The organism is Massilia sp. UYP32 (assembly GCF_050434365.1).
GTDB classification, from domain to species: Bacteria; Pseudomonadota; Gammaproteobacteria; order Burkholderiales; family Burkholderiaceae_D; genus Telluria; species Telluria timonae.
Map to the genome: position 1 here is coordinate 153,988 of NZ_JBNDIK010000012.1, position 21,748 is coordinate 175,735.

At 66.8% G+C, this 21,748-nt stretch carries 20 protein-coding genes; 10 read left to right on the top strand and 10 right to left on the bottom strand.

Annotated features, from left to right (window positions below; translation table 11 throughout):
- The first annotated feature begins 105 nt into the window (after positions 1-105).
- The 3 genes from ABIB42_RS11585 to ABIB42_RS11595 all read left to right on the top strand — a co-directional run bounded on the left by ABIB42_RS11585 (position 106) and on the right by ABIB42_RS11595 (position 4,231).
- Complete coding sequence (locus ABIB42_RS11585) at positions 106-2,019, top strand: M61 family metallopeptidase (RefSeq protein WP_273163800.1); 1,914 nt, start codon at positions 106-108, stop codon at positions 2,017-2,019.
- 183 nt (positions 2,020-2,202) lie between these two features.
- Positions 2,203-3,444 carry a tyrosine--tRNA ligase gene (gene tyrS, locus ABIB42_RS11590; RefSeq protein WP_429248387.1) on the top strand — a complete coding sequence of 414 codons (1,242 nt, stop codon included), beginning with the start codon at positions 2,203-2,205 and terminating at the stop codon, positions 3,442-3,444.
- A 49-nt stretch (positions 3,445-3,493) separates the two neighbouring features.
- Entirely contained in the window at positions 3,494-4,231 is a 738-nt protein-coding gene (locus ABIB42_RS11595; protein ID WP_005662864.1) for an AAA family ATPase, read from the top strand.
- Positions 4,232-4,244: 13 nt separating this feature from the next.
- Here ABIB42_RS11595 and ABIB42_RS11600 read toward each other — a convergent pair whose 3' ends face one another.
- The 3 genes from ABIB42_RS11600 to ABIB42_RS11610 all read right to left on the bottom strand — a co-directional run bounded on the left by ABIB42_RS11600 (position 4,245) and on the right by ABIB42_RS11610 (position 5,770).
- Positions 4,245-4,613 carry a hypothetical protein gene (locus tag ABIB42_RS11600; RefSeq protein ID WP_429248388.1) on the bottom strand — a complete coding sequence of 123 codons (369 nt, stop codon included), beginning with the start codon at positions 4,611-4,613 and terminating at the stop codon, positions 4,245-4,247.
- A 69-nt stretch (positions 4,614-4,682) separates the two neighbouring features.
- The gene (locus ABIB42_RS11605) at positions 4,683-5,288 is read right to left on the bottom strand and encodes a flavodoxin family protein (protein ID WP_429248389.1); all 606 of its coding nucleotides are present in this window, start codon (positions 5,286-5,288) and stop codon (positions 4,683-4,685) included.
- Positions 5,285-5,770: a DUF2938 domain-containing protein gene (locus ABIB42_RS11610; RefSeq protein ID WP_429248390.1), complete on the bottom strand. Its 486-nt coding sequence runs from the start codon at positions 5,768-5,770 to the stop codon at positions 5,285-5,287. The genes ABIB42_RS11605 and ABIB42_RS11610 overlap by 4 nt, the downstream gene beginning before the upstream one ends.
- An 83-nt stretch (positions 5,771-5,853) precedes the next feature.
- On the opposite strand from ABIB42_RS11610, the gene ABIB42_RS11615 reads away from it, so the two are divergent.
- A complete protein-coding gene (locus ABIB42_RS11615; protein ID WP_005662871.1) occupies positions 5,854-6,297 on the top strand; it encodes a helix-turn-helix domain-containing protein in 444 nt (147 codons plus the stop codon).
- On the opposite strand, the gene ABIB42_RS11620 is transcribed toward ABIB42_RS11615, so the two are convergent.
- The 7 genes from ABIB42_RS11620 to ABIB42_RS11650 all read right to left on the bottom strand — a co-directional run bounded on the left by ABIB42_RS11620 (position 6,286) and on the right by ABIB42_RS11650 (position 14,380).
- The gene (locus tag ABIB42_RS11620) at positions 6,286-7,920 is read right to left on the bottom strand and encodes a Y-family DNA polymerase (protein WP_429248391.1); all 1,635 of its coding nucleotides are present in this window, start codon (positions 7,918-7,920) and stop codon (positions 6,286-6,288) included. The genes ABIB42_RS11615 and ABIB42_RS11620 overlap by 12 nt on opposite strands.
- Positions 7,850-8,557, bottom strand: coding sequence for a translesion DNA synthesis-associated protein ImuA (gene imuA, locus ABIB42_RS11625; RefSeq protein WP_005662877.1), 708 nt, complete (start codon positions 8,555-8,557; stop codon positions 7,850-7,852). The genes ABIB42_RS11620 and imuA overlap by 71 nt, the downstream gene beginning before the upstream one ends.
- A 111-nt stretch (positions 8,558-8,668) precedes the next feature.
- On the bottom strand, positions 8,669-9,706 hold the full coding sequence (locus ABIB42_RS11630; RefSeq protein WP_005662878.1) for a DUF2955 domain-containing protein: 1,038 nt from the start codon (positions 9,704-9,706) through the stop codon (positions 8,669-8,671).
- A gap of 2 nt (positions 9,707-9,708) precedes the next feature.
- A complete protein-coding gene (locus ABIB42_RS11635) occupies positions 9,709-10,863 on the bottom strand; it encodes an HlyD family secretion protein (protein WP_312485409.1) in 1,155 nt (384 codons plus the stop codon).
- Positions 10,860-12,425, bottom strand: a complete 1,566-nt coding sequence (locus ABIB42_RS11640) for an efflux transporter outer membrane subunit (protein ID WP_312160700.1) — start codon at positions 12,423-12,425, stop codon at positions 10,860-10,862. Before ABIB42_RS11640 ends, ABIB42_RS11635 begins: the two co-directional genes overlap by 4 nt.
- A 2-nt stretch (positions 12,426-12,427) precedes the next feature.
- On the bottom strand, positions 12,428-13,573 hold the full coding sequence (locus ABIB42_RS11645) for an AI-2E family transporter (protein WP_184239184.1): 1,146 nt from the start codon (positions 13,571-13,573) through the stop codon (positions 12,428-12,430).
- 24 nt (positions 13,574-13,597) lie between these two features.
- Positions 13,598-14,380 (bottom strand): 3-hydroxybutyrate dehydrogenase, encoded by a 783-nt coding sequence (locus ABIB42_RS11650; protein WP_005662886.1) that lies wholly within the window; start codon positions 14,378-14,380, stop codon positions 13,598-13,600.
- 176 nt (positions 14,381-14,556) lie between these two features.
- Here ABIB42_RS11650 and hepT point away from each other — a divergent pair, with 176 nt between their 5' ends.
- The 6 genes from hepT (at position 14,557) to ABIB42_RS11680 (ending at position 21,606) form a co-directional block, all read left to right on the top strand.
- Positions 14,557-14,976 carry a type VII toxin-antitoxin system HepT family RNase toxin gene (gene hepT, locus ABIB42_RS11655; RefSeq protein ID WP_005662888.1) on the top strand — a complete coding sequence of 140 codons (420 nt, stop codon included), beginning with the start codon at positions 14,557-14,559 and terminating at the stop codon, positions 14,974-14,976.
- A 126-nt stretch (positions 14,977-15,102) separates the two neighbouring features.
- Positions 15,103-15,687: a DUF2760 domain-containing protein gene (locus ABIB42_RS11660; protein WP_005662890.1), complete on the top strand. Its 585-nt coding sequence runs from the start codon at positions 15,103-15,105 to the stop codon at positions 15,685-15,687.
- Positions 15,684-17,540, top strand: coding sequence for an Hsp70 family protein (locus tag ABIB42_RS11665; protein WP_005662893.1), 1,857 nt, complete (start codon positions 15,684-15,686; stop codon positions 17,538-17,540). The genes ABIB42_RS11660 and ABIB42_RS11665 overlap by 4 nt, the downstream gene beginning before the upstream one ends.
- A complete protein-coding gene (locus ABIB42_RS11670) occupies positions 17,537-20,350 on the top strand; it encodes an Hsp70 family protein (RefSeq protein ID WP_429248392.1) in 2,814 nt (937 codons plus the stop codon). Before ABIB42_RS11665 ends, ABIB42_RS11670 begins: the two co-directional genes overlap by 4 nt.
- A gap of 110 nt (positions 20,351-20,460) precedes the next feature.
- Complete coding sequence (locus ABIB42_RS11675) at positions 20,461-21,126, top strand: potassium channel family protein (RefSeq protein ID WP_081589824.1); 666 nt, start codon at positions 20,461-20,463, stop codon at positions 21,124-21,126.
- A gap of 3 nt (positions 21,127-21,129) precedes the next feature.
- Positions 21,130-21,606, top strand: a complete 477-nt coding sequence (locus ABIB42_RS11680) for a hypothetical protein (protein WP_157225397.1) — start codon at positions 21,130-21,132, stop codon at positions 21,604-21,606.
- Positions 21,607-21,748 lie beyond the last annotated feature (142 nt).

A 21,748-nucleotide genomic window follows, 5' to 3' on the forward strand; every position in this document is an offset into this window, starting at 1 on the left:
TTTTTAAGCATTTTTGCAAATTTTATTTGCATGATGTATCAACGGAAATTTGTGTTGGAATGCGGTGCTACACTCGCCGGTTCCCCTCAGCTTTCCCGCTCCACGATGACTGCCTTCCCCTTCCTCGCCCGCGCCGCCCGTCAGGCAGGCGCCCTCGCTTTCGCGCTCGCGCTTGCCCTGCCCGCTTCCGCCCAGGTCCCTGCCGTCGGCAACGCCCCGTATCCGGGCACGATCGCGCTGCACGTCGACGCCAGCAACCTGTCGCAGCAGATCTTCAGCATGCGGCTGTCGATGCCGGCGCAAGCGGGTCCGATGACCCTGCTCTATCCCCAGTGGGCGCCGGGCAACCACGGCCCCAATATTCCGCTGACCCAGCTGGCCGGCCTGAAGTTCAGCGCGGGCGGCAAGCCGCTCGAGTGGACGCGCGACCCGGTGCAGGTCCACGCCTTTCATGTGACGGTGCCGGAAGGCGCCACCGAACTGGTGGCCGAATACCAGTTCCTGTCGCCGCTGGACACCAGCCAGGGCCGCATCACGATGACCGACGACATCCTCGGCGTGCAGTGGCAATCGGTGGCGCTGTACCCGGCCGGCTACCACGCGCGCCGCATCACGGTGCAGCCGACGCTCACCCTGCCCGCCGGCTGGCAGTTCGCCAGCTCGCTGGCGGTGGAAAGCCGCACCGGCGACGAGGTGCGCTTCAAGCCGCACGACCTCGACACCCTGGTCGATTCGCCGCTGTTCGCCGGCCGCTATTTCAAGCGCATCGACCTGGCGCCGGGCGCTAGGAATCCGGTGATGCTGAACGTGGTGGCCGACAATCCCGAGAACCTGGAAGCGAAGCCCGAGCAGGTCGCGCTGCACCGCGCGATGGTCGACCAGGCCATCAAGCTGTTCGGCTCGCGCCACTACAAGCAGTACGACTTCCTGTTCGCGATCTCGGACGAATTCGGCGGCATCGGCCGCGAGCACCAGCAGTCGAGCGAGAACGGCGTGCGGCTCGGCTACTTCACCGACTGGGGCCGCAACGAAGCCGGCCGCGAACTGCTGCCGCATGAATTCGTGCACTCGTGGAACGGCAAGTTCCGCCGTCCCGCGGGCCAGGACGTGGCCAACTTCAACACCCCGCTGCAGAACGAGCTGCTGTGGGTGTACGAGGGCCAGACCCAGTTCTGGGGCAAGGTGCTGGCGGCGCGTTCCGGCCTGGTGTCGCAGAACCATGCGCGCGAAGCGCTGGCGATCGACGCGGCGCGCTACGACAACACGCAGGGCCGCGACTGGCGCGCGGTGCAGGACACGGTCAACGATCCGATCATCAACGGGCGCAAGCCGATCGGCTGGGGCAACTGGCAGCGCAGCGAGGACTACTACACCGAGGGCATGCTGATCTGGCTCGACGTCGACACCAGGATCCGCGAACTCTCGGGCGACAAGCGCAGCCTGGAAGACTTCGCGCGCGCCTTCTTCGGCGTCGAGGACGGCAGCATCGAGACGATGTACTACACCTTCGACGACGTGGTGGCCGCATTGACCAAGGTGCAGAAGTTCGACTGGGCGCCGTTCCTGCGCGCGCGCCTGGACGGCCATGGTCCGGGCGCGCCGCTCGACGGCCTGGCCCGCGCCGGCTGGAAGCTGGTGTACGGCGACACCCCGAGCAATGCCGTGCGCGCTGTCGAAGAACGCAGCCGCAGCGCCGACTTCACCTATTCGCTCGGCTTCTCGGTGCGCAGCAATGGCGACGTCACCGGCGTGGTGTGGGACGGCGTGGGCTTCCGCGCCGGCCTGGCGGCCAACACCACCATCGTGGCCGTCAACAACCGCGTGTACAAGGGCGACGTGCTGAAGGCGGCGGTGCGCGCCAACAAGGACGGCAAGGCGCCGATCGCGCTCCTGGTACGCAAGGGAGACAACCTGCGCACCATCACGCTCGACTATCGCGACGGCCTGCGCTATCCGAAGCTGGAGCGCATTCCAGGCACGAAGGATCGCCTGGACGCCTTGTTCAAGGCCGTCAAATAATCTTGACCTGTCTTTGCCGCTGCGGCTAAGATGGACTCATGACTTTCATCGTGACCTCCCCTGCCAGCTATTACGCCTACCGCACCTCGCGGCGGTAGGGGCTGTCACGCAACCCGGTCCGCCTCAGGCGGACCACGCATGGGCAATCGGTCATCCTGGGGCGTTCCACCACCAGGAAACCACATGACCCACACTTCCGACCTGCCTGATTTGCTGCAGCTGCTGCAAGAACGCGGCTTCATCCACCAGTGCACCGACGCGACCGGACTGCGCCACGCCCTGGCCAGGCCGCTCACCGCCTACCTCGGCTTCGACGCCACCGCCGACAGCCTGCACGTCGGCCACCTGCAGGGCCTGATGCTGATGCGCTGGCTGCAGCGCGCCGGCCATCGTCCGATGCTGCTGATCGGCGGCGCCACCACCCGCATCGGCGACCCGAGCTTTCGCGACACCTCGCGCCCGGTGCTGGACGGCGCCGCCATCGACGCCAATAGCGCCGGCATCAAGGGCGCCTTCACGCGCTACCTGGGTTCGGATGTCAGCGTGGTCGACAACGCCGAGTGGCTGGACGGCCTGGGCTACCTCGACTTTCTCGGACAGGTCGGACGCCACTTCAGCGTCAACCGCATGCTGACCTTCGACGCGATCCGCTCGCGCCTCGAACACTCGCTGTCCTTCCTCGAATTCGGCTACACCCTGCTGCAGGCCTACGATTTCGTCGAACTGGCGCGCCGCCACGGTTGCACGCTGCAGATCGGCGGCGCCGACCAGTGGGCCAATATCATCAACGGCATCGATCTCGGGCGACGCCAGTCCGGGCTCGACCTGTACGGCCTGACGATGCCGCTGCTGGCCACCAGCGATGGCAAGAAGATGGGCAAGTCGCTTGATGGCGCGGTGTGGCTGAACGCCGATCGCCTGTCGCCCTACGGCTTCTGGCAATTCTGGCGCAATGTCGACGATCGCGACGTGGAACGCTTCCTGGCGCTGTTCACCGAGCTGCCGATGGATGAGGTGCGCCGGCTTGGCGCGCTGCAGGGGGCGGATCTGAACGAGGCCAAGATCGTGCTGGCCAACGAGGCAACGCGACTGGCGCACGGGCAGGATGCGCTCGACGCGGCGCAACGCGCGGCGGCGGCGGCCTTCGGCGGCGCGGATCGGGGCGATATGCCGACGCATACGATCGACGCGGCGCGCCGCAGCGCGGGCGTGACGCTGGCGGAGCTGGCGGTGCAAGCCGGGCTGGCGGCATCGCGCGGCGCAGCGCGCCGCCTTGCCGCGGGCGGAGGCCTGCGGCTGGACGGCGTGGCGATGATGGATGCCGATGCGCCGCTGGCGGGCGATCGCGCCGAATGGGTGTTGTCGGCGGGCCGCAAGCAGCACGTGCGCATCGTGGTCGCCGCCGCGGAACAGGAAATCCGCTAGGTGCGCACGCTGTGGCACACTGGCGGCACGCATTCTTCTGTCATCGCTCATGAACAAGTTCGCCGCCAAACCCTACCTGCAGCGCGTCTGGCCCGATTTCGGCGACGACGTCGATTTCGACGCCTTCCCGTTCAACATCCCGGCCGTGCGCGACCTGCAGGCGATCGAGTTCCATGCCGACGTGACGTTCTTCGTCGGCGAGAACGGCAGTGGCAAGTCGACGATCCTGGAAGCGATCGCACTGGCGCTGGGCTTCGGGGTCGAAGGCGGCACCATGGCCGTCCAGCTGCTCAATACCCAAGGAGAGAGGTCGCCGCTGGCCAGGCATGTGCGCATGTCGCGCAGCGTGCGCCGCCCCAGGGACAGCTATTTCATGCGCGCAGAAAGTTTTTATAACGTCGCCACCTATATGGACCAGCAGATCGGTTCAGCCAGTTATGGCGGCAACCTGCATGCACGCTCGCACGGCGAGGCCTTCATGAGCGTCCTGCTCGACAAATTCAAGGGCAACGGCCTGTACCTGCTGGACGAACCCGAGGCGGCGCTGTCGCCCAATCGCCAGCTGGCCGCCCTGCGCGCGATCCACCAGCTGGTGCAGCAGCAGTCGCAGTTCATCATCGTGACCCACTCGCCGATCCTGCTGGCCTATCCGGGCGCGAAGATCCTCGCCTTCGACGCATCCGGCATCACCGAGATGGCGTACGAGGACACCGAGCACTATGCGGTGACGCGCGACTTCCTGAACCACTATCCGCGCCGGATCGATCAGTTGCTGGCGCCGGAGTGAGTTCAGGCCGGGATCACTTCCATTCGCCGCGCTGGCTCACCAGCGTCTTCCTGCCTTCGGTGACCACCAGGCGGCCGTCGGCGAACACGGTATAGGTCGCGCGGCCGGACTTGAACACATAGCCCTGGAAGGCGCCGGGCGCGACGCCATCGGCGGCGGTCGAGTGCATGGTCTTGCCGCGCAGGGTGATCGCCTTGCCCGACTTCTTGCTGGTGCCGACGTAGCGCACGTCGTCGCAGGTGACGTTGCCCTCTTCGCACTGCTGCGTGATCCTGACGGTGAAGCCCGGCGTTCCCAGGGTCTGCTCCGCCTGGGCGTGGGCATGGGTCGACGCGGCCAGCGTCAGGGCAGCCAGGGCTGCCAGGTTCGTGAGTCGCTTCATGGTTCCTCCGGTCGGCTTCGATGGGCGGATTATGCCTTACCAGGACGGCGCGACCGTTCGCCAGGTCTCTCATGGCTCGACGCGGCCCAGCCTGTGCAAGGTGGCGGCCACGTGCCGGCCGAACATGCGGGCGGTCTTGATATCGCCCGGAGGGAAGTCATGCGCCGGTGCGCCGTGTCCGGCCTGGGCCATCATGCCCGTCCACGATCCGAGCCGGTTCGCCGCTTCTGCCTCCGGCACGCCGGCATGCTGCTCGGGCAGGAACGGATTGCCGACCCAGAGCATCCCGTGCTGCATGCAGAAGGTGAGCATCGACAGCAGCGTGGACTGCTTGTCGCCGGCCGGCAGCGAAGACACGGTGAAGCCGGCCGCCAGCCGGCCTGCAAGGCGGCGCGAACGCCACAGTCCTCCGGTCGCATCCATGAACAGCTTGAACGGGCCGGAAACGCCGCCCAGATAGGTGGGCGAGCCGAAGATATAGCCGTCGTACTCGACCAGCATGGCGCTCTCGCGCGCCACGTCGCTGGCTTGCAGGAGCACGGCGCTGGTGCCGGGGACGGACTCGGCGCCGGCGGCCACATGGCTGGCGATGTGCGCGGTGTGGCCATGTCCGCTGTGGTAGACCACGGCGAGCGTGCGGGCCGCTGGGGCGGACGACGGCGCTTGCGGCATCATCGCGCCACCCCGGCCACGAGCCTGGCGCACAGGTAGAGGGCGAAGCCGAACAGGATGTGGTTGGTCATGCTGCGCAGGCAGTTGCGCAGCGGCGTCGGCGTCCTGGAGGCGGCGATGCCGGCGCCCATGGCCGGCTGCATCACGAACAAGGGCGCCACCACCGTGACGAAGCCGAAGGCCAGCGCCGGCGCCAGCTTGGGGTCGTGCAGCCAGTCGATGCCGGCCAGCGCCACCAGGGCGGCGGCGAAGCCGATGCCGATCGCGTAGTGCGCGATCCAGCCGAAGGCCGTTTCATGGCGCACCGGATGCGCCTTGCCGATCGCCGCATGCCGTACGCGGCCGCGCAGCAGATGGCCGATCCAGCGTCCCAGCAGCGCCATGCCGAGCGTCGGCGTGCCGAGCCGGCGCAGCAGCGCCAGCCAGGCGTCGAGCAGCGCGGTGGCGCCGCAGCCGATGAGCACGATCGCGATGATCTCGTTCATGTTGATTCTCCTTCGTGGTTGACGGGGCAAGCGATGCGTCTCACTATAGAAGTTGAAGTCAACTTCAAGTCAAGAGGGATTGCGTGGATATTGCTGAGGTCGCGAAACGAACGGGCGTGCCGGCATCGACGCTGCGTTACTACGACAAGCGGGGCCTGATCGTTTCAAATGGACGGCAGGGATTGCGGCGCACGTTCACGCCCGAGGTGCTCGACCGGCTGGCGCTGATCGCGCTGGGACAGGCTGCGGGTTTGTCGCTGGACGAGATACAGGCGATGTTCGGGGCAGGCGCCCAGCCGGAGATCGACCGGCGCATGCTGGCGGCAAAGGCCGACGAGATCGACGCGCTGGTGCTGCGATTGACGGCGATGAGCAAGGGCTTGCGGCATGCGGCGGCTTGCCCGGCGCCGAGGCATATGGAATGCCCGACGTTCAAGCGGCTGCTGGCGGCGGCGGGATCGGGCGCCCTGGAGCGGCGGCATCGACTCGCGACATCGCTCCCGCGAAAGCTTTCATCACCCGAATAATCCATGCAGGAACCAGCGCGGCGCGGCATCCTCGCCGGTGCCGTTGATGCGCTCGCGATAGATCCAGTACAGCGCGTGGTCTTGCCCCTCGGCGATGAAGTAGTCGCGCGTTTGCGTCTGGCTCCACCATCCGGCCTCGATGCGTTCGGGATTGGACGCCACCCGCAGCGGCGAACCGTAGAACGGCCGGTGGTCGCGCATCAGCAGCGCGATCGGCTTGGCCAGCAGCCAGGTCGGGCGTGGCAGGCTGCGCACATCGGGCGGCATCTGCGCCGCGCGCGCGGCGGCGCTCACCTTCTGCTGCACCGGCACCCAGGCATTGGCGACTTCGGGCCGGTAATCGGCCATCGGCAGCGCCTGCAAGACATTGTCTGCCCCCAGGCGCGCCACCAGCAGCTCGATCATGCGCATCCGGTCTTCCTCGCTGCCGCCGGGATCGGGGAACAGCGAATTGGTCGGCGGCGCCATCGCCTGCAATTGCTGCGCCTCCAGGCCGATGCCGATCACGGGCGCCTCGAGTTCGAGCTTGGCCAGGCGCTCGCGCAGCAGGCGCAGCAGGTGCTCGTCGCGCCAGGTGGGTTCGGCCAGCGCCACCTCGACCAGGGTCGGTGGACGCGCCATGCGGCCGCGCTCGTGATCGAGCGACAGCCGGATGCGCTCGACCGCCAGCTGGCGCGCGCACAGCCAGCCCGTCATCTGCAGCACCAGGCGATGGGCGCCGGCCAGCAGCAGTTCGGCCTGTTCGAGCCGGTCGAACAATTCGAGCCGCGCATGGAAACGCTCGGGCGGCGCGACCCACTGGAACAACTCGGCGTGCATGCCATAGGCGGCGTCGAGCATGTCGAGCAAGGCCCGCCCGCAGCGCCGCTGCAGGCCGGGCCGCGGCAGGCGCCGCAGCTCGTCCAGGCGGCGGCAGCCGATGCCCTCGAACCAGCCGGCGAACGGCCGCGCCGGCGGCAGCAAGCCCACCGGCAGGCGGTCGAGGCGCCGCACCAGCGAGTCCATCGTGAGGGCGCGCCCCGCATTACGGCGCGCCAGCAGCCAGGCCCCGCGCGCGGTGGGCGCGCAGGCGATGCAGGCCGTGAAGCCGAGCGCCGCCATATTGGCGCGCACCCGCTCGCACAGGCGCCGGATGCCGCCGAACAGGCGCAAACTGGCGCCGATATCGAGCAGCAGCGTCGCTTCTTCGGCCAGCGCCACCTGCGGCGTGTACTGCAGCATGGTCATGGCCACCGCCTCCATGGCCTCGGCCTCGCGCTCGTGGCTGCGCAGTTCGATGCGCGCCTCGGGCATCAGCATCAGCACGCCGCCGCGGCGCATGCCGATCTGCACGCCGGCAGCGCGCGCCGCCGGCGACAGCGCCATCACCCGCTCCTGCTCGAGGATGACGCTGCCATGGTCGCGGCCCGGACCGCCATGGCCATCAGCGCCAGGCGCGCTGCCATCCGATCCGCCAGCCGGGCCAACAGCCGGGCCAACCGCCGGATCAACAACCGAGCCAACTACCAGCCCCCCAATCGGGCCACCGACAACGCCGCCGGCCTCGCTCGCCTCACTGAACCAGCGTGGGCTGAAGACCTCGAGCGGTAGCTGGGGCAAATACAGGCCGATCCAGAGGCGCATGGCGTTGCAGTAGTGAAGATCCAAGAGGAAGGAACAGCGGCGCCTCGCGCTGCGGTCCCCGGCGTTTGACGAAGTCGATATTCATGCCGCCGGCCGCCGGCCGCAACGCAAGACGCAAAGGCGCGGGAGATGCATCTTGCGCCGCGGCCAGCGGGCGGAGCATGAAAAACAGCGTTTCGCCACCTTGCGCCGCCAGGTGCAGGCGGCGCAGATTGTCGTTACGCATATGGTTGGCCCAGAACAGCAAGGCGCCGCAACTGCCGCTACGCAACACCTGCTCGGCCGCCCAGAGTGCATCCGCGGTGCGCGTCGTGCGCAGCCACAGCAACTGGGATGGCTCCAGGCCGAGCGCGGCAAGCGCCAGGGCCTGGGGTGGATGGGGCGGTTGCAGCAGCACGATGCGGCGTTCGGCGCAGGCGGCCAGGGCCGGCCGCAGCAGGCGCATCTCGCCGATGCCGGGCTGCTGCAGGTGCAGGTCGACCAGGGTGCCGCCGGGCCAGCCGCCGCCGGGAAGCTGGCTCGAGAGCGTCGCGTGGCCGGTGTCGATGCAGCGCGTGTCGGCATGCGCCAGCTGCGACGCGCGCCACAGCGATGGGTGCACTGCCTCGGGTGCGGCAAGGATGGCTGAATGGGTCATGTCAGGCTTATCAGACAAATACTGTATAAACGTACAGTACTCGCTGAAGTCGCGTTTTGCAAGACCTATTCGTTTTGGCTATACCAATTGGGTCACTGGTATTGACTAAAATTAAACGTCCTGTTGCTTATTCACTCGCCCGAGCCGCAGCGCCCTCGCTGTGCGCCACCATTCCAGCGCCCACACGACGGCCCAGGCATACAGCGCGAGCGCGATGAACAAGCTCACCCGCACGAGCGAGGCGTGGCCGACGTCCTTCCCCACCACGCTGTCCTCGATGGCCGGGCCCAGCAAGATCAGCATGGTCACCAGGGCATTGCTCCAGAACGAGGGCGGCAGCGCCGAGGCCTTCAGGCCGAAGATCCGGGCCCCGCTCCACAGCGCCGCGGCGGCCATCCACAGCACCAGCATCCACAGGGTCGGCAACACCGCCAGGCCGAACCAGGCCAGGGTCGCCATGCCCGCGCCCGCCAGGGTCGAACCGACCAGTATCCGCCCCGCCGAACGGGCGCCGGTGGAGCCGGCCTGCTGGCCCAGCAGCACCGACTTGATGATGGCCGACAGATAGAAGGCCGGGTTGACCAGGGCCAGCACCAGCACCGGCATCACCACCAGCGTGGCCTGCACGGCGCGCCATCTGGCCGTGTGCGCGGCAACGGCGGGGGGCGCCGGCCTGGCGGCGGGGTCCGCTCCATCCGGGAACAAGGCATGCGACAGGCTGCCGACCAGCACGCCGACAAACAGCCCCAGCGCGATGGCGGTGCTGATCGCCGGCACCAGGGCCTGGTCGACCACCCCGGCCACCGGAATCAGGGTGAAAGCAATCGCCACGATATTCGCCAGCGGGCTGCCGCTTTGCAGGCCGATGAAGAATACCGTGTACAGCAGCAGCGCCGTCAACACCAGCGCGACGCTGGCGTAATGCTCCAGCAGCGGCACCATCAGCACGCCGGCCGCCAGCACCGCGGCGACCAGCAGGGCCACCACCATCCCCTTGAGCAAGGGCATCGGCGGCCCCGGCTTGCTCAACATCAGCACGGTCATGACGCACAGCACGAACGGCGACGACAGCGCCAGGCCATAGGCGAGCAGCACGGCCAGCGCCAGGCCGATCGCCAGCCGCAAGACCGCCTTGTCAGCGCGCTCCATCGTCAATAAAGATAAGAAAGGTAGCTCATCAGGCGGATGAAGACGGCGCCCAGCCAGTTCATCACCGTGTAGTCATCCGTATACACCAGCACGTCGGCCTGCCCGCCGATCCTGGCCGCGCGCAGCTGCGCGCGTTCGGAAGGGTCGAACTCCACGGCGACCGGGAAGCGCTGCGCCTGACGCAGCCAGTCGCGGCTGTTGTCGATCTCGGGCAAGGTGCCGGCCTTGGCCTCCCGGCCCGCATTGACCCCGCTGCCCACGCTGCGCACCCGACCCTTCAGCACCTTGCCCGGCACCACGTCGAGCACGATCGCGACCTCGTCGCCCGGCGCGATATTGCCGAGGTTATTCTCGGTCATGTCGGCGCTGATCCAGAGGTCGTGCACGGCGATCAGGGTCATCGCCGCCGAACCGGCCTGCACGACCTGGCCGACATCGGTGCGCAAGTCGGTCACCAGACCGCGCGCGGGTGCGGTCACGGCCGTACGCTCCAGATCGAGCTCGGCCTTCTCGACCGCCGCGCGGGCGCTGAGCAGCTGCGCATTGCGCTCCCCTTCATCGCCGGCCGCCTCCTCGGCGCGGCGCAGCTCCGCCTGGGCGGCGATTTCCTGGCTGCGCGCCGTGGCCAGCGACGCGCGCGCATTCTGCACCCGGCGGATCGACAGCGCGCCGGGGTCTTCGGCAAAGATCTGTTCCAGCCGGCCCGCATCCTGCTTGGCGAACACGTGCATGGCCCTGGCGGCCTGCAGCGCCGCATCGGCCGCCTTGACCGCCAGCGCCGAGGCATTCACCGAACGCCGCACCGATTCATAGTCCGCCAGGCTGCGGCGCAGGGCGATGCGGTAGGTGCTGGGGTCGATATGGAACAGGAGCTGCCCTTCCTCCACCTCGTCGTTGTTCTTGACGTAGACCTCCTGCACCATGCCCGTCACTTCGGACGCCACCGGCACCACGAAGGCTTGCACCCGGGCCTGCGAGGTATATGGCGTCAGGCGATCCGCCACCAGATACCAGCCCAGGCTGGCCACGATCAGGGCCAGCACGACGGTCAAGCCCAGCCGGCTTTTCCTGCCCGGCCGCGCCGGCGCCGGCGCGCCCGATGCGGCCGGGATGGGCGGCGGCGCCGTCTGTTCCAGCTTGACCGGTTCCGGGCTCATGGTTTGCGCTCCCCGCCGGGCGCCGGCAAGGGCGCGCGCAGGACGTCCTTCCAGTCGCTGCGCCGCTCCATGACGGCGCGGGTCGCCTCATCCACCGGCGGCCGGCTCCTGCCCCGTTCCCAGCCGCCGCCCATGGCTTTATAGAGGGCGATCAGGTTCTGCACCAGGCTGCCCCGGGTCGTGGCCAGGAGCTCTTGCTGGCTATACAGGACGCGCTGCGAATCGAGCACGCGCTGGAAATCGGTCAAGCCCTCGCGATACTGGAAGCTGGCGATATCCAGCGACCGCTGGGCGGCCTTGACGCCATCGGCCAGCAGCACGATCTGCGCGCCCGTCCGGGCAAAGCCGGCGGCCGCATCGTCGACCTCGCGCGCCGCATTCAGCACCGCGCCCTGGTACTGCTCATAGAGCTGCTGGAAGCGGGCATCCTGCACCAGGACGCCGTTGCTCAGGCGGCCATGGTCGAACACATTCCACAGCAGGCTTGATCCGAGCGCCCAGTTCAGCACCCGCGGCGCGCCATCGAGCGAGGTGGCCGACAGGCCCACCGATCCCAGCAGCGAGATCGAGGGATAGAGCTCGGCCGCGCTCACGCCGATCAGCGCCGACTGGGCCGCAAGCTGCATCTCCACCGCCCGCACATCCGGGCGGCGCCGCAGCAGATCGGCGGGCAGTTCGGTAATCAGGTCGGCCGCTAGGTCCATAGGCAGCCTGGTCATTGTGTGCCGGCCCGCCTCACTTGCGTTCATCTCGGGCAGCGGGCCGGGCGCGCGCGCCAGCAGCGTGCTCAGGGCGTTCTGCGCCTGGCGCAGGCCGATCTCGAGCGGAGGGATCGTGGCGAGGGTGCCCAGGTACAAGGTCCGGGCCTGCTGCACATCCAGCTCGGCCTCGTTACCGCCGCGAAACAGCAGCTCGGTGATCTGCAGGCTGCGTAGTTGCAAGGCCGCATTGTCGCGCGCGATCGCCAGCCGCGCCTCGGTGGTGAGGATCGTGTAATACAGGCTGGCCACCTGGGCCGCCATCAGGACCTGCACGTCGTCGTAGCGGGCGATGCTGGCCAGGTAGCCGGCGTCGGCCGCCTCGATGCCGCGCTTGAACTTGCCCCAGAAATCAAGCTCCCAACTGATGTCGACACTGGTGTTGAAGTCGGTCAGGCTGCTGTCCCGCCCTCCTGCCCGCCGCTGTCCCACGCGCAGCAACTCGCTCCTGAACTGCTGCCCCTGCGGATAGAGCGTGCTGCCGGCGATCCCGAGCTCGGCGCGTGCTTCCATGATGCGCAGGCCGGCGGCGCGCACCGTGGGGTTCACGCGCTGCGCCTCGGCGATCAGCGCGTCGAGCACGGCATCATCGAAGCTGCGCCACCATTGCTGGACCGATGCGCTCCCCTGCGCGCCGGCGCGCGGGTTCAGGGAAGCCAGCGAGCCGCCGTCCCAGCCGGCCAGCGCGGCCGGCATGCCGGGACGTTCGAAGTCGGGCCCGACCGTCGTGCAGGCGCCCAGCAGCGCCGCGCCCGCCAGCGCCAGCGCGCCCCTGCCCGACCACTTCCCGAGCGCGCCGCACACGGCTACTCCGGCGGCGCCGCCGCAGGCACAGGCACCGGCGCAGGCGCCGGCGGCGCCACGGCATCGGGGCTGTTCGCCACCCACCACATGAAGGCCTGGTAGCTCAGGGCAAAGAAGACCGCGCCGACGAACATGCCCAGCAGGCCGGCGCTGGCCAGGCCGCCCAGCGCGCCGAGCAGGATCACGGGCATCGGCGCATCCACGCCGCGTCCCAGCAGGAGCGGCTTGAGCACATTGTCGAGCGAGCCGGCGACCAGGAGCAGCACGGAATACGTGATCGCCTGCGTGCTGCTGTAATCCCCGCTGGTCCAGATATAGATAATCACCGGCAAGGTTGCCAGGATGGCCGGCACCTGCACGATGCCCAGCACCAGGATGAGCAGGGACAGCAGGCCGGCGAACGGCACGCCGGCGATGATGAACACCAGCCCGATCACGATGGCCTGGATGAAGGCCACGCCCAGCACCCCCAGGGCGACGGCCCGGATGGTCGCCGTGCACAGCACGGCGAACTCTTCGCCGCGCTCGAAGCCCACCATGCGCACGAAGATGGCCCGGATGCCGTTGGCGCTGGCCCGGCCCCAGGCCATGATGATGCCGGCGACGATGAACGAGAACAGGAACAGCAGCATCGCGCCGGCGATGCTGGCCACCACCTGCAGCGCCCTCCTGGTCAGGTCCGCCACTTGCGCATGCCTGCTGCGCAGCAGCGCCGGCAAGTCGGTATAGGCCTCCGACCACACTTCGTGGATGCGCTTGCCGACCAGCGGCCATTCGGCCACATTGGGCGACGGCGCGGGCACCTTCAGGGTGCCGGCGCGGACGCTGGCGACGGCGTTCTGCAGCGATTCGCCGAGCGAGGTCATCAGGATCGCCGTCGGCACCCCGATCACCACGATGGCGACCAGCACCAGCAGCGTGGCCGCCAGCCCCTGCTTGCCGCGCAGGCGCTGCGCCAGCTTCTGGTGCGCCGGATACAGGGTCACCGCCAGGATGATCGACCAGGCCACCAGCGCCAGGAAGGGAGCGAAGATGCGATAGCTCAGCAGCGCCAGCCCGAACACGATGCCGGCCCGGATGAACACATCCAGCAGCTTCCTCGACAGGCGTTCTTCGAGGTTGCTATCGAGCTCGTAGGGTGCGTTCACGGGGCGGTCCTTTTCTATCGTTGCCTACTCCATGAACCACCCATGGCTCACGATCAGCGACTGGCCGGTGAGCGCATTCGAGGGGAAGGCGGCGAAGAACAGCGCAACCCGGGCCACGTCCTGGACCGTCGTGAACTCGCCGTCGACGGTTTCCTTGAGCATGACGTTCTTGATGACCTCGTCCTCGGAGATGCCCAGCTCGCGCGCCTGCTCCGGAATCTGCTTGTCGACCAGCGGCGTGCGCACGAAACCCGGCGCGATCAGATTGGCGCGCACGCCGTGCTTCGCGCCTTCCTTGGCCACGACTTTGGTCAGGCCTTCCAGTCCATGCTTGGCCGTGACATAGGCCGACTTGAGCACCGACGCTTCTTTCGAGTGCACGGAACCGATATAGATGATGCTGCCGCCACGGCCGCCCGCGTACATATGCCGCACGCAGGCGCGCGTGGCGAGGAAGGCGCCGTCGAGGTGGATCGCCAACATCTTGCGCCAGTCGATGAACGGAAACGCCTCGATCGGATGCACGATCTGGATGCCCGCATTGCTCACCAGGATATCGATGCCGCCCCATTGCGCGACCACCGCCTCGATGCCGGCCTCGACCTGGGCTTCATTGGCGACATCCATGCCCACGCCCAGCGCCTGGTGGCCGGCGTCGCGCATCCCGGCTGCGGCAAGCTCGGCCGCCTCCAGGTCGAGGTCGGCGATGGCGATGCGCGCGCCTTCGCGCGCATAGGTGAGCGCGATTTCCTTGCCGATGCCGCTGGCGGCGCCGGTGATGACAGCAACCTTTCCTTCGAGCTTCATGAGGCCTCCGTGGAATGTCTGTCACATGCTCGACCGCTCGCACGGTTCAGACAATTGGACCTTGGTCGCATGATCCGGACAAGACGGGCGCCGCGCCTTGTTGTTTGACGTACTGGCACCATCTGCATGGTTTGCCCCTTGTTGGGCGCACGATGACCACCGAAAACGGAGGCGCCATGGATGACGACATTCTGATCAGCAAGGCCGGCACCATCGAACGCTGCTGCCGGCGTGCCCGCGACGAGTATGAAAAAGACCCAAATACTTTCCCTGATGACATCACGCGCCAGGATGCCGCCACCCTGAACGTGATTCGCGCCTGGGAAGCGGCGATCGAGATGGGCGACTATGTGATCGGCAACGCCCGCCTCGGCCTGCCGCAGGACGAGCGCGAAGTCATCACCTTGCTGGCAGAACATGGCTGGATCACGCCCACCCTGGCCGAAGACCTCAAACGCACCGGCGAGTTCTGCCGCGCCGAATGGGATCATCAGGCGTCGCCGCTGCCGGCGCTGGTGACCATCATCAAACGCGGCCTCGACGATTTCACCGATTATTCGGCCGCCCTGGTGGGCGGTGTACGACTCATCGAATAAACTTATCCCCCAGTTGTCGGCGCGAAAAACAGGCGCCAACTGGTATGATTCGCCTTTTTCCGGGGGTGGCTCTCCCATTGTCCGACATGACAGGCAGCCATCCCGCACCTGATTACCAAGAAAAAAATGAGCACACCTTCCAATCTGCCTGGCTTCTTCAGCCGCCTGTCGATCGCCTTCGGCGCCCTGTTCAAGTCGCTCGGCGACGCCGAGTTCGCCGCGCGCGTGCGCGATGACGGCGTCGGCCCGACCGCCGCGCCAGCCCCGGCGCCTGCCCCCGTCCCGACACCAACTCCAGCACCTACCCCGGCCCCGGCGCCACTGCGCGCCCCGACCCCGGATTCGGCCCTGCAACTGCTGAGCCTCTTCCAGCGCGAAGCGCGCCTGATCGACTTCGCCCACGAAAACCTGTCCGCCTATTCGGATGCCGACATCGGCGCCGCCGCCCGCGTCGTGCACGAAGGCTGCGCGCGCGTGCTGCGCGAGCATTTCGCCATCGAACCGGTGCGCAACGAAGCCGAAGGCAGCCGCGTCACCCTCAACGAAGGCTTCGACGCCGCCAGCGTGCGCCTGACCGGCAACGTGGTCGGCAAGGCGCCGTTCACCGGCACCTTGAGCCATCGCGGCTGGCGCGCTTCCAAAGTCACGCTGCCGCAGCTGGCCGAGAGCCACGATGCGCGCGTGCTGGCCCCGGCGGAGGTGGAACTGTGAGCCAGCTTGACAACGCACGCTATGCCATCGGCATCGACCTGGGCACCACCCACAGCGCCCTCTCCTATGTCGACCTGCAGGCCAGCGACGGCGAGAAGGCCGTCGAGTCGGTGCTGCCGATCCCGCAGCTGACCGCGCCCGGCACGATCGAGGCGCTGCCGCTGCTGCCGTCCTTCCTCTACCTGCCGCACCCGGACGAGATGCCGGCCGGCGAACGCGCCCTGCCCTGGAGCCAGGGCGAAGAAACCGCGGTGGCGGGCGAGATGGCGCGCAGCCGCGGCGCCACCACGCCGATCCGCCTGGTGTCGTCGGCCAAGAGCTGGCTGTGCCACCCTGGCGTGGACCGCCGCGCCGCGATCCTGCCGCAGGACGCGCCGGACGAAGTGCCGCGCGTCTCGCCGCTGGCTGCATCGACCCGCTACCTCGAACACCTGCGCCAGGCCTGGAACGCGGCGCATCCGCAAGCGCCGTTCGACCAGCAATCGGTCACGGTCACCATCCCCGCCTCGTTCGACCCGGCCGCGCGTGAACTGACCGCGGAAGCGGCGCGCCAGGCCGGCTTCGCGCCCACCCTGCTGGAAGAGCCGCAGGCGGCCCTGTACAGCTGGATCCAGGGCAGCGGCGGCCGCTGGCGCAAGCAAGTGCAGCCGGGCGACATCATCCTGGTGGTCGACGTCGGTGGCGGCACCAGCGACTTCTCGCTGATCGCGATCCTGGAACGCGACGGCAAGCTCGAACCGCACCGCGTGGCCGTGGGCGACCACATCCTGCTGGGCGGCGACAATATGGACCTGGCACTGGCCCACTTCGTGGCGCGCAAGCTCGCCACCAACGGCACGCAACTGGATGCCTGGCAGATGCGCGCCCTCACCTATGGCTGCCGCAGCGCCAAGGAAGAACTGCTGGCCAACCCCAACGCCACCACCCATCCGATCGTGGTGCCGAGCCGCGGCTCGAAGCTGATCGGCGGCTCGATCCGCACCGAACTCACGCGTGAAGAAGTCACCTCTTTCATTACCGACGGTTTCTTCCCGCGCGTCGAAGCATCGGCGCGTCCAGCCGTGCGCGCCCGCGCCGGCCTGACCCAGCTCGGCCTGCCGTATGCGCAGGACGCCGCGATCACGCGCCACCTGGCCGCCTTCCTGGCGCGCCAGGCCGGCGCCACCGCCGAACTCGAAGGTTTCCAGGGCCGCGTGAACGCGGAACATACCTTCCTGCATCCGAGCGCGGTGCTGTTCAACGGCGGCGTGTTCAAGTCCGGCATCCTGGCCCAGCGCGTGATGGACACCATCAACGACTGGCTGTACATGGAAGGCGCGGAGCCAGCGCGCATGCTCGAAGGCGCCGACCTGGACCTGGCAGTGGCGCGCGGCGCGGCCTATTTCAGCTACGCGCGGCGCGGCGGCGGCGTGCGCATCCGCGGCGGCACGGCGCGTTCCTACTACGTCGGCGTCGAATCGTCGATGCCGGCCATCCCCGGCATGGAGCCACCGCTGGAAGCCTTGTGCGTGGCGCCGTTCGGCATGGAAGAAGGCAGCGAGCTCGAACTGCCCGGCCAGGAATTCGGCCTGGTGATCGGCGAGCCGGTGACCTTCCGCTTCTTCGGTTCGACCGTGCGCCGCCAGGACCGCATCGGCGAGGTGCTGGAATTCTGGGGCCCGGACGAGCTGCAGGAACTGAACGAGATCCAGGCCACCTTGCCGGCAGAAGGCCGTGTGGCCGGCGAAGTCGTGCAGGTCAAACTGCATGCGCTGGCGACTGACGCGGGCACGCTGGAACTGGCGGCCGTCGCCCGTGACGGCCAGCGCTGGAAGGTCGAGTTCGACGTTCGACCCGCCTCCGACGCACAGTGACGTACCTGGTAGGCATCGACCTTGGCACCACGAATACGGTGCTGGCCTTTGCCCATGACGGCAAGGGCGCGATCGAGCTGTTTTCGGTCGACCAGCTGGTGGCGCCCGGCGAAGTCGCCGGCGCGCCGCTGCTGCCGTCGATGCGCTACCACCCGGGCGCGGACGAACTCGCGCCCGGCGAGCTGCAACTCCCCTGGCATGCCCTCGATGTCGCCGGCGTCGAACGCGTCGCCCTCGGCCGCCTGGCGCGCGCACTCGGCGCGGCCACGCCGGGGCGCCTGGTGGCCAGCGCCAAGAGCTGGCTGTCGCATACTGGCGTGGACCGCATGGCGCCGATCCTGCCCTGGGGCGCCGAAGGTGACGTGGCCAAGGTGTCGCCGGTGGCGGCCAGCGCCAGCTACCTGGCCCACCTGCGCGCCGCATGGAACACGCGCTTCCCCAAGCAGCCGCTGGAACGCCAGCAGATCGTGCTCACGGTTCCCGCCTCGTTCGACGAAGGCGCGCGGGCGCTGACGCTGGAGGCGGCGAAGCAGGCCGGCCTGCCGGACGTGCGTCTGCTGGAAGAACCGCAGGCCGCGCTGTACGACTGGCTGTACCGGCATCGCGCCGACCTGGCGCAGGATCTCGGTGATGCGCGCCTGGTGCTGGTGGCCGACGTCGGCGGCGGCACCACCGACTTCAGCCTGGTCAAGGTCGAGGCCAGGGATGGCGAGCCGCTGCTCACCCGCATCGGCGTGGGCAACCACCTGATCCTGGGCGGCGACAATATGGACCTGGCGCTGGCCCACCTGGTCGAAGCGCGCATGGAGGAACAAGCCGGCGAAGACGCCACGCGCAGCCGCCTGTCGAGCGCGCGCCTGGCCCAGCTCACCGAACGCTGCCGCGCCGCGAAAGAACAGCTGCTGGCCGACGATGCGCCCGACCACGTCACCGTCACCCTGCTCGGCGCCGGCAGCCGCCTGATCGGCGCCAGCCGCAAGGCCGACTTGCGGCGCGCGGACATTGAACGCATCGTGCTCGATGGCTTCTTCCCGCTCAATGCGGCGCAAGAGGACGCCAAACGCGCGCGCGCCGGCATCGTCGAATTCGGCCTGCCGTATGCGAGCGACCCGGCCATCACGCGCCACCTGGCGGGCTTCCTGCGCCAGCACGCGGCCGCCGCGCGCGAGGCGCTTGGCCTGCCCGACGATGGCGCGCTGCCGGTGCCCGACACCGTGCTGCTCAACGGCGGCGTGTTCCGCGGCGCGGCGCTGGCGCAGCGGCTGGTCGATACCCTGGCGGCATGGCGTGGCGCGCCAATGCGCGTGCTGCACAACGACAACCCCGACATCGCCGTCGCCCGCGGCGCCGTGGCCTATACGCTGGCGCGCCAGGGCCTGGCGCCGGCCATCGAAAGCGGCGCCGCGCGCAGCTATTACCTGCTGCTCGATGGCGAGGCGCAAGGAGACAAGCTGCGCACCGTCTGCCTGCTCCCGCGCGGCACGCCGGCCGCGCTCGAGGTGGCGCTGGCGGACCGCAGCTTCGCGCTGCGCGTCGGCCGTCCGGTGCGCTTCCACCTGGTGTCGACCATCGCCGACAGCGGCGCGCCGCCGCAGGCCGGCGACCTGGTCGACCTCGATCCGTCCGAGGTGGTGCGCCTGCCGGCGATCGCCACCGTGCTGCGCGCCGCGCGCGGCGCGCCAAGCGAGACCCCGGTGCGGCTGGTCACGACGCTGAGCGAAGTCGGCACGCTCGACGTGCATTGCGTGGCCGAGGATGGCGGCCAGCGCTGGCAGCTCGCCTTCCAGTTGCGCGGCGAAGATGACAGCGATACGCAGGAAGAGGTGCTGCCTCTGGAGCTGGATGCCGCCGTCGACAAGATCGAGCGTGTGTTCGGCGCCCGCTCGAAACAGGTCGATCCGAAGGAAGTGAAACAGCTGCGCGCCGGCCTGGAGCATCTGCTGGGCGCGCGCGAACGCTGGACCACGCCCCTGCTGCGGCGCCTGTTCGACGCCCTGCTGGCGCGCGCGAAAGGCCGGCGGCGCTCGGTCGAGCACGAGCGCGCCTGGCTGAACCTGGCCGGCTACTGCCTGCGCCCCGGCTTCGGCCATCCGCTCGACGAATGGCGCATGGAGCAGCTGTGGGCGATGTTCGAGGGCGGCGTCCAGCACCACAAGGACAGCCAGGTGCGCGCCGAATGGTGGACGCTGTGGCGCCGGGTGGCGGGCGGCCTGTCGACCGCATCGCAGCTGCGCGTGCTGGACGATTTCGCCTTCAACCTGCAGGCCGACGAATCGGAGCGCGGACGCCGTCCGGTCACCCTGGTCGACGGCAGCGAAGAAGACATGCTGCGCGTGGGCGCCTCGCTCGAACGCATTCCGTCGGCCTACAAGGCGGAGATCGGTGAATGGCTGCTGGGCCAGATCGAGGGCATCCCGTCCGGCGGCAAGCTCGATGCGCGCGCCAGCGCGCGCTATGGCCGCTATCTGTGGGCCCTGGGCCGGGTTGGCGCGCGCCAGTCGTTCCAGTCGAGCGCCCACGAAGTGGCCCCGCCCGAGGTGGCCGAAAGCTGGCTGGTAAAACTGCTGCAACTGGACTGGCGCAAGGTGGAGCCGGCCGGCCTCGCCGCCGCCCACATCGCGCGCATGACGGGCGACCGCTCGCGCGATATTGGCCAAGCGGTGCGCGAAGACGTGCTGCGGCGCCTGGCCGCCAGCGGCGCGCCGCCGATGTGGACGGCGATGGTGCGCGAGGTGGTGGAGCTGGACCAGGCGGTCGAGACGCGCCTGCTGGGCGATGCGCTGCCGCCGGGGCTGAAGCTGCTGCACTAGGAACGCTGTGAGTATTGGTTAGCCTTTTTTCAATCCATGGGTTTATCATAACTAGTTCATCAACGGCTACTTGGCAATCCTGTCGACACCAATTTTCGACAACAGTCAAAATGAAGAAAAAAACAAATGCGTTTTTTTGGATAATTTCTCCGACTTATAAATTTGCAGAGAGAAATAAAATAAATCTATCCCAAAAACCCGATGGGAAGACCAAAATTACAGATGGCATAAAAAAATACAATGTTTATTATTTGAGGGTAAGCATTGCACTAATACTACCGATAGAGGTGTTTTTTCAACTAACCTCTACGAGTGAAAACTGGAAACTCGAAAAATACTTCATTACTGTATTTTTAGGCTGGCTTATATTTTCAAGATCGATTGAGATTTTTAAAGCATTCTTAGACGATGCGGTAGAAAAATTAAACGGACTACCTTCCACCAGCAAGCTGAATTTTGGCGACCGACTACGTTTAGCATTTAACAGCTATATCGAATTAGTCATCAGTTTCGGCATTTTATACTACATACTACCATCAACTTTCTTTAAAGGAAGTGCTTCACCATTTTTCTTTGAGAACATTTTCGAAGCCATATATTTCAGCGGTGTTACGATGACAACTATAGGCTACGGCGATATAAGTCCTGCCAATTGGTTTACTCAAATAATGATTTTATTTCAAGTATTCTGTGGGCTAACTTTGGCATTGGTTTCCTTTACTGTCTACACTAGCTTAGCACTTTCAAATCCAAAAACGACTGATGCAGAGGAATAGATTATGGCAGATGAGATAAGCGCAGTCCTTAACACAGAAAATGGGCCAATCGCAACGAGAGATCTTTCCTATTTCCTCTATCTCTTTCGTGCCGCTTATGTAGCCGCGCACCAAGAAATTAATTCACAACAGCATGTAGAACTAGCAACGGACTACCAAGCACTTGAGTTTTCGAAAACAATAAAAGCTCGCATCGCTAATTTCCACTGGTCCTCCATTCGTGATCTGGCCTTATACGAACTACACCCTAAAGACGAGCTATCTATAATTGATATATCCCGAAGAAACCCTCTTGACATTGTATTTGCCGCAACCCCTCCCGCACTTATAGTTGCAGTAATTATTGCTGGTGGATCCTTCCAGTTTAACTCTGGCAGAATAATTTTACCCTCTCTAAAAAATGCGATAACCAATATGAGAGTAGCATTTGGCCAGCAACCTCAGCAAAAAATTACTCCACCGAGAGAAGATCAGCCATAGGCTGCAGGGTAAAATATCAAGATTGACATAATTGAGCATGGGCTAGCTGTCAAGTCCCGCCTGTTCATAAACCCGCTTAACGAATAATTCCGGCCGTTTTTGCTGCCATTCTTTGAGCGCGAGGATGGGCGTCTTTGCATCG

Bases quoted from the DNA above. Each gene is read 5' to 3' on its own strand.
- ABIB42_RS11635 (WP_312485409.1), bottom strand. From the start codon at position 10,863: ATGAGCCCGGAACCGGTCAAGCTGGAACAGACGGCGCCGCCGCCCATC.
- ABIB42_RS11585 (WP_273163800.1), top strand. From the start codon at position 106: ATGACTGCCTTCCCCTTCCTCGCCCGCGCCGCCCGTCAGGCAGGCGCC.
- hepT (WP_005662888.1), top strand. From the start codon at position 14,557: ATGGATGACGACATTCTGATCAGCAAGGCCGGCACCATCGAACGCTGC.
- tyrS (WP_429248387.1), top strand. From the start codon at position 2,203: ATGACCCACACTTCCGACCTGCCTGATTTGCTGCAGCTGCTGCAAGAA.
- ABIB42_RS11650 (WP_005662886.1), bottom strand. From the start codon at position 14,380: ATGAAGCTCGAAGGAAAGGTTGCTGTCATCACCGGCGCCGCCAGCGGC.
- ABIB42_RS11595 (WP_005662864.1), top strand. From the start codon at position 3,494: ATGAACAAGTTCGCCGCCAAACCCTACCTGCAGCGCGTCTGGCCCGAT.
- ABIB42_RS11600 (WP_429248388.1), bottom strand. From the start codon at position 4,613: ATGAAGCGACTCACGAACCTGGCAGCCCTGGCTGCCCTGACGCTGGCC.
- imuA (WP_005662877.1), bottom strand. From the start codon at position 8,557: ATGACCCATTCAGCCATCCTTGCCGCACCCGAGGCAGTGCACCCATCG.
- ABIB42_RS11605 (WP_429248389.1), bottom strand. From the start codon at position 5,288: ATGATGCCGCAAGCGCCGTCGTCCGCCCCAGCGGCCCGCACGCTCGCC.
- ABIB42_RS11660 (WP_005662890.1), top strand. From the start codon at position 15,103: ATGAGCACACCTTCCAATCTGCCTGGCTTCTTCAGCCGCCTGTCGATC.
- ABIB42_RS11675 (WP_081589824.1), top strand. From the start codon at position 20,461: ATGAAGAAAAAAACAAATGCGTTTTTTTGGATAATTTCTCCGACTTAT.
- ABIB42_RS11630 (WP_005662878.1), bottom strand. From the start codon at position 9,706: ATGGAGCGCGCTGACAAGGCGGTCTTGCGGCTGGCGATCGGCCTGGCG.
- ABIB42_RS11680 (WP_157225397.1), top strand. From the start codon at position 21,130: ATGGCAGATGAGATAAGCGCAGTCCTTAACACAGAAAATGGGCCAATC.
- ABIB42_RS11610 (WP_429248390.1), bottom strand. From the start codon at position 5,770: ATGAACGAGATCATCGCGATCGTGCTCATCGGCTGCGGCGCCACCGCG.
- ABIB42_RS11620 (WP_429248391.1), bottom strand. From the start codon at position 7,920: ATGCGCCTCTGGATCGGCCTGTATTTGCCCCAGCTACCGCTCGAGGTC.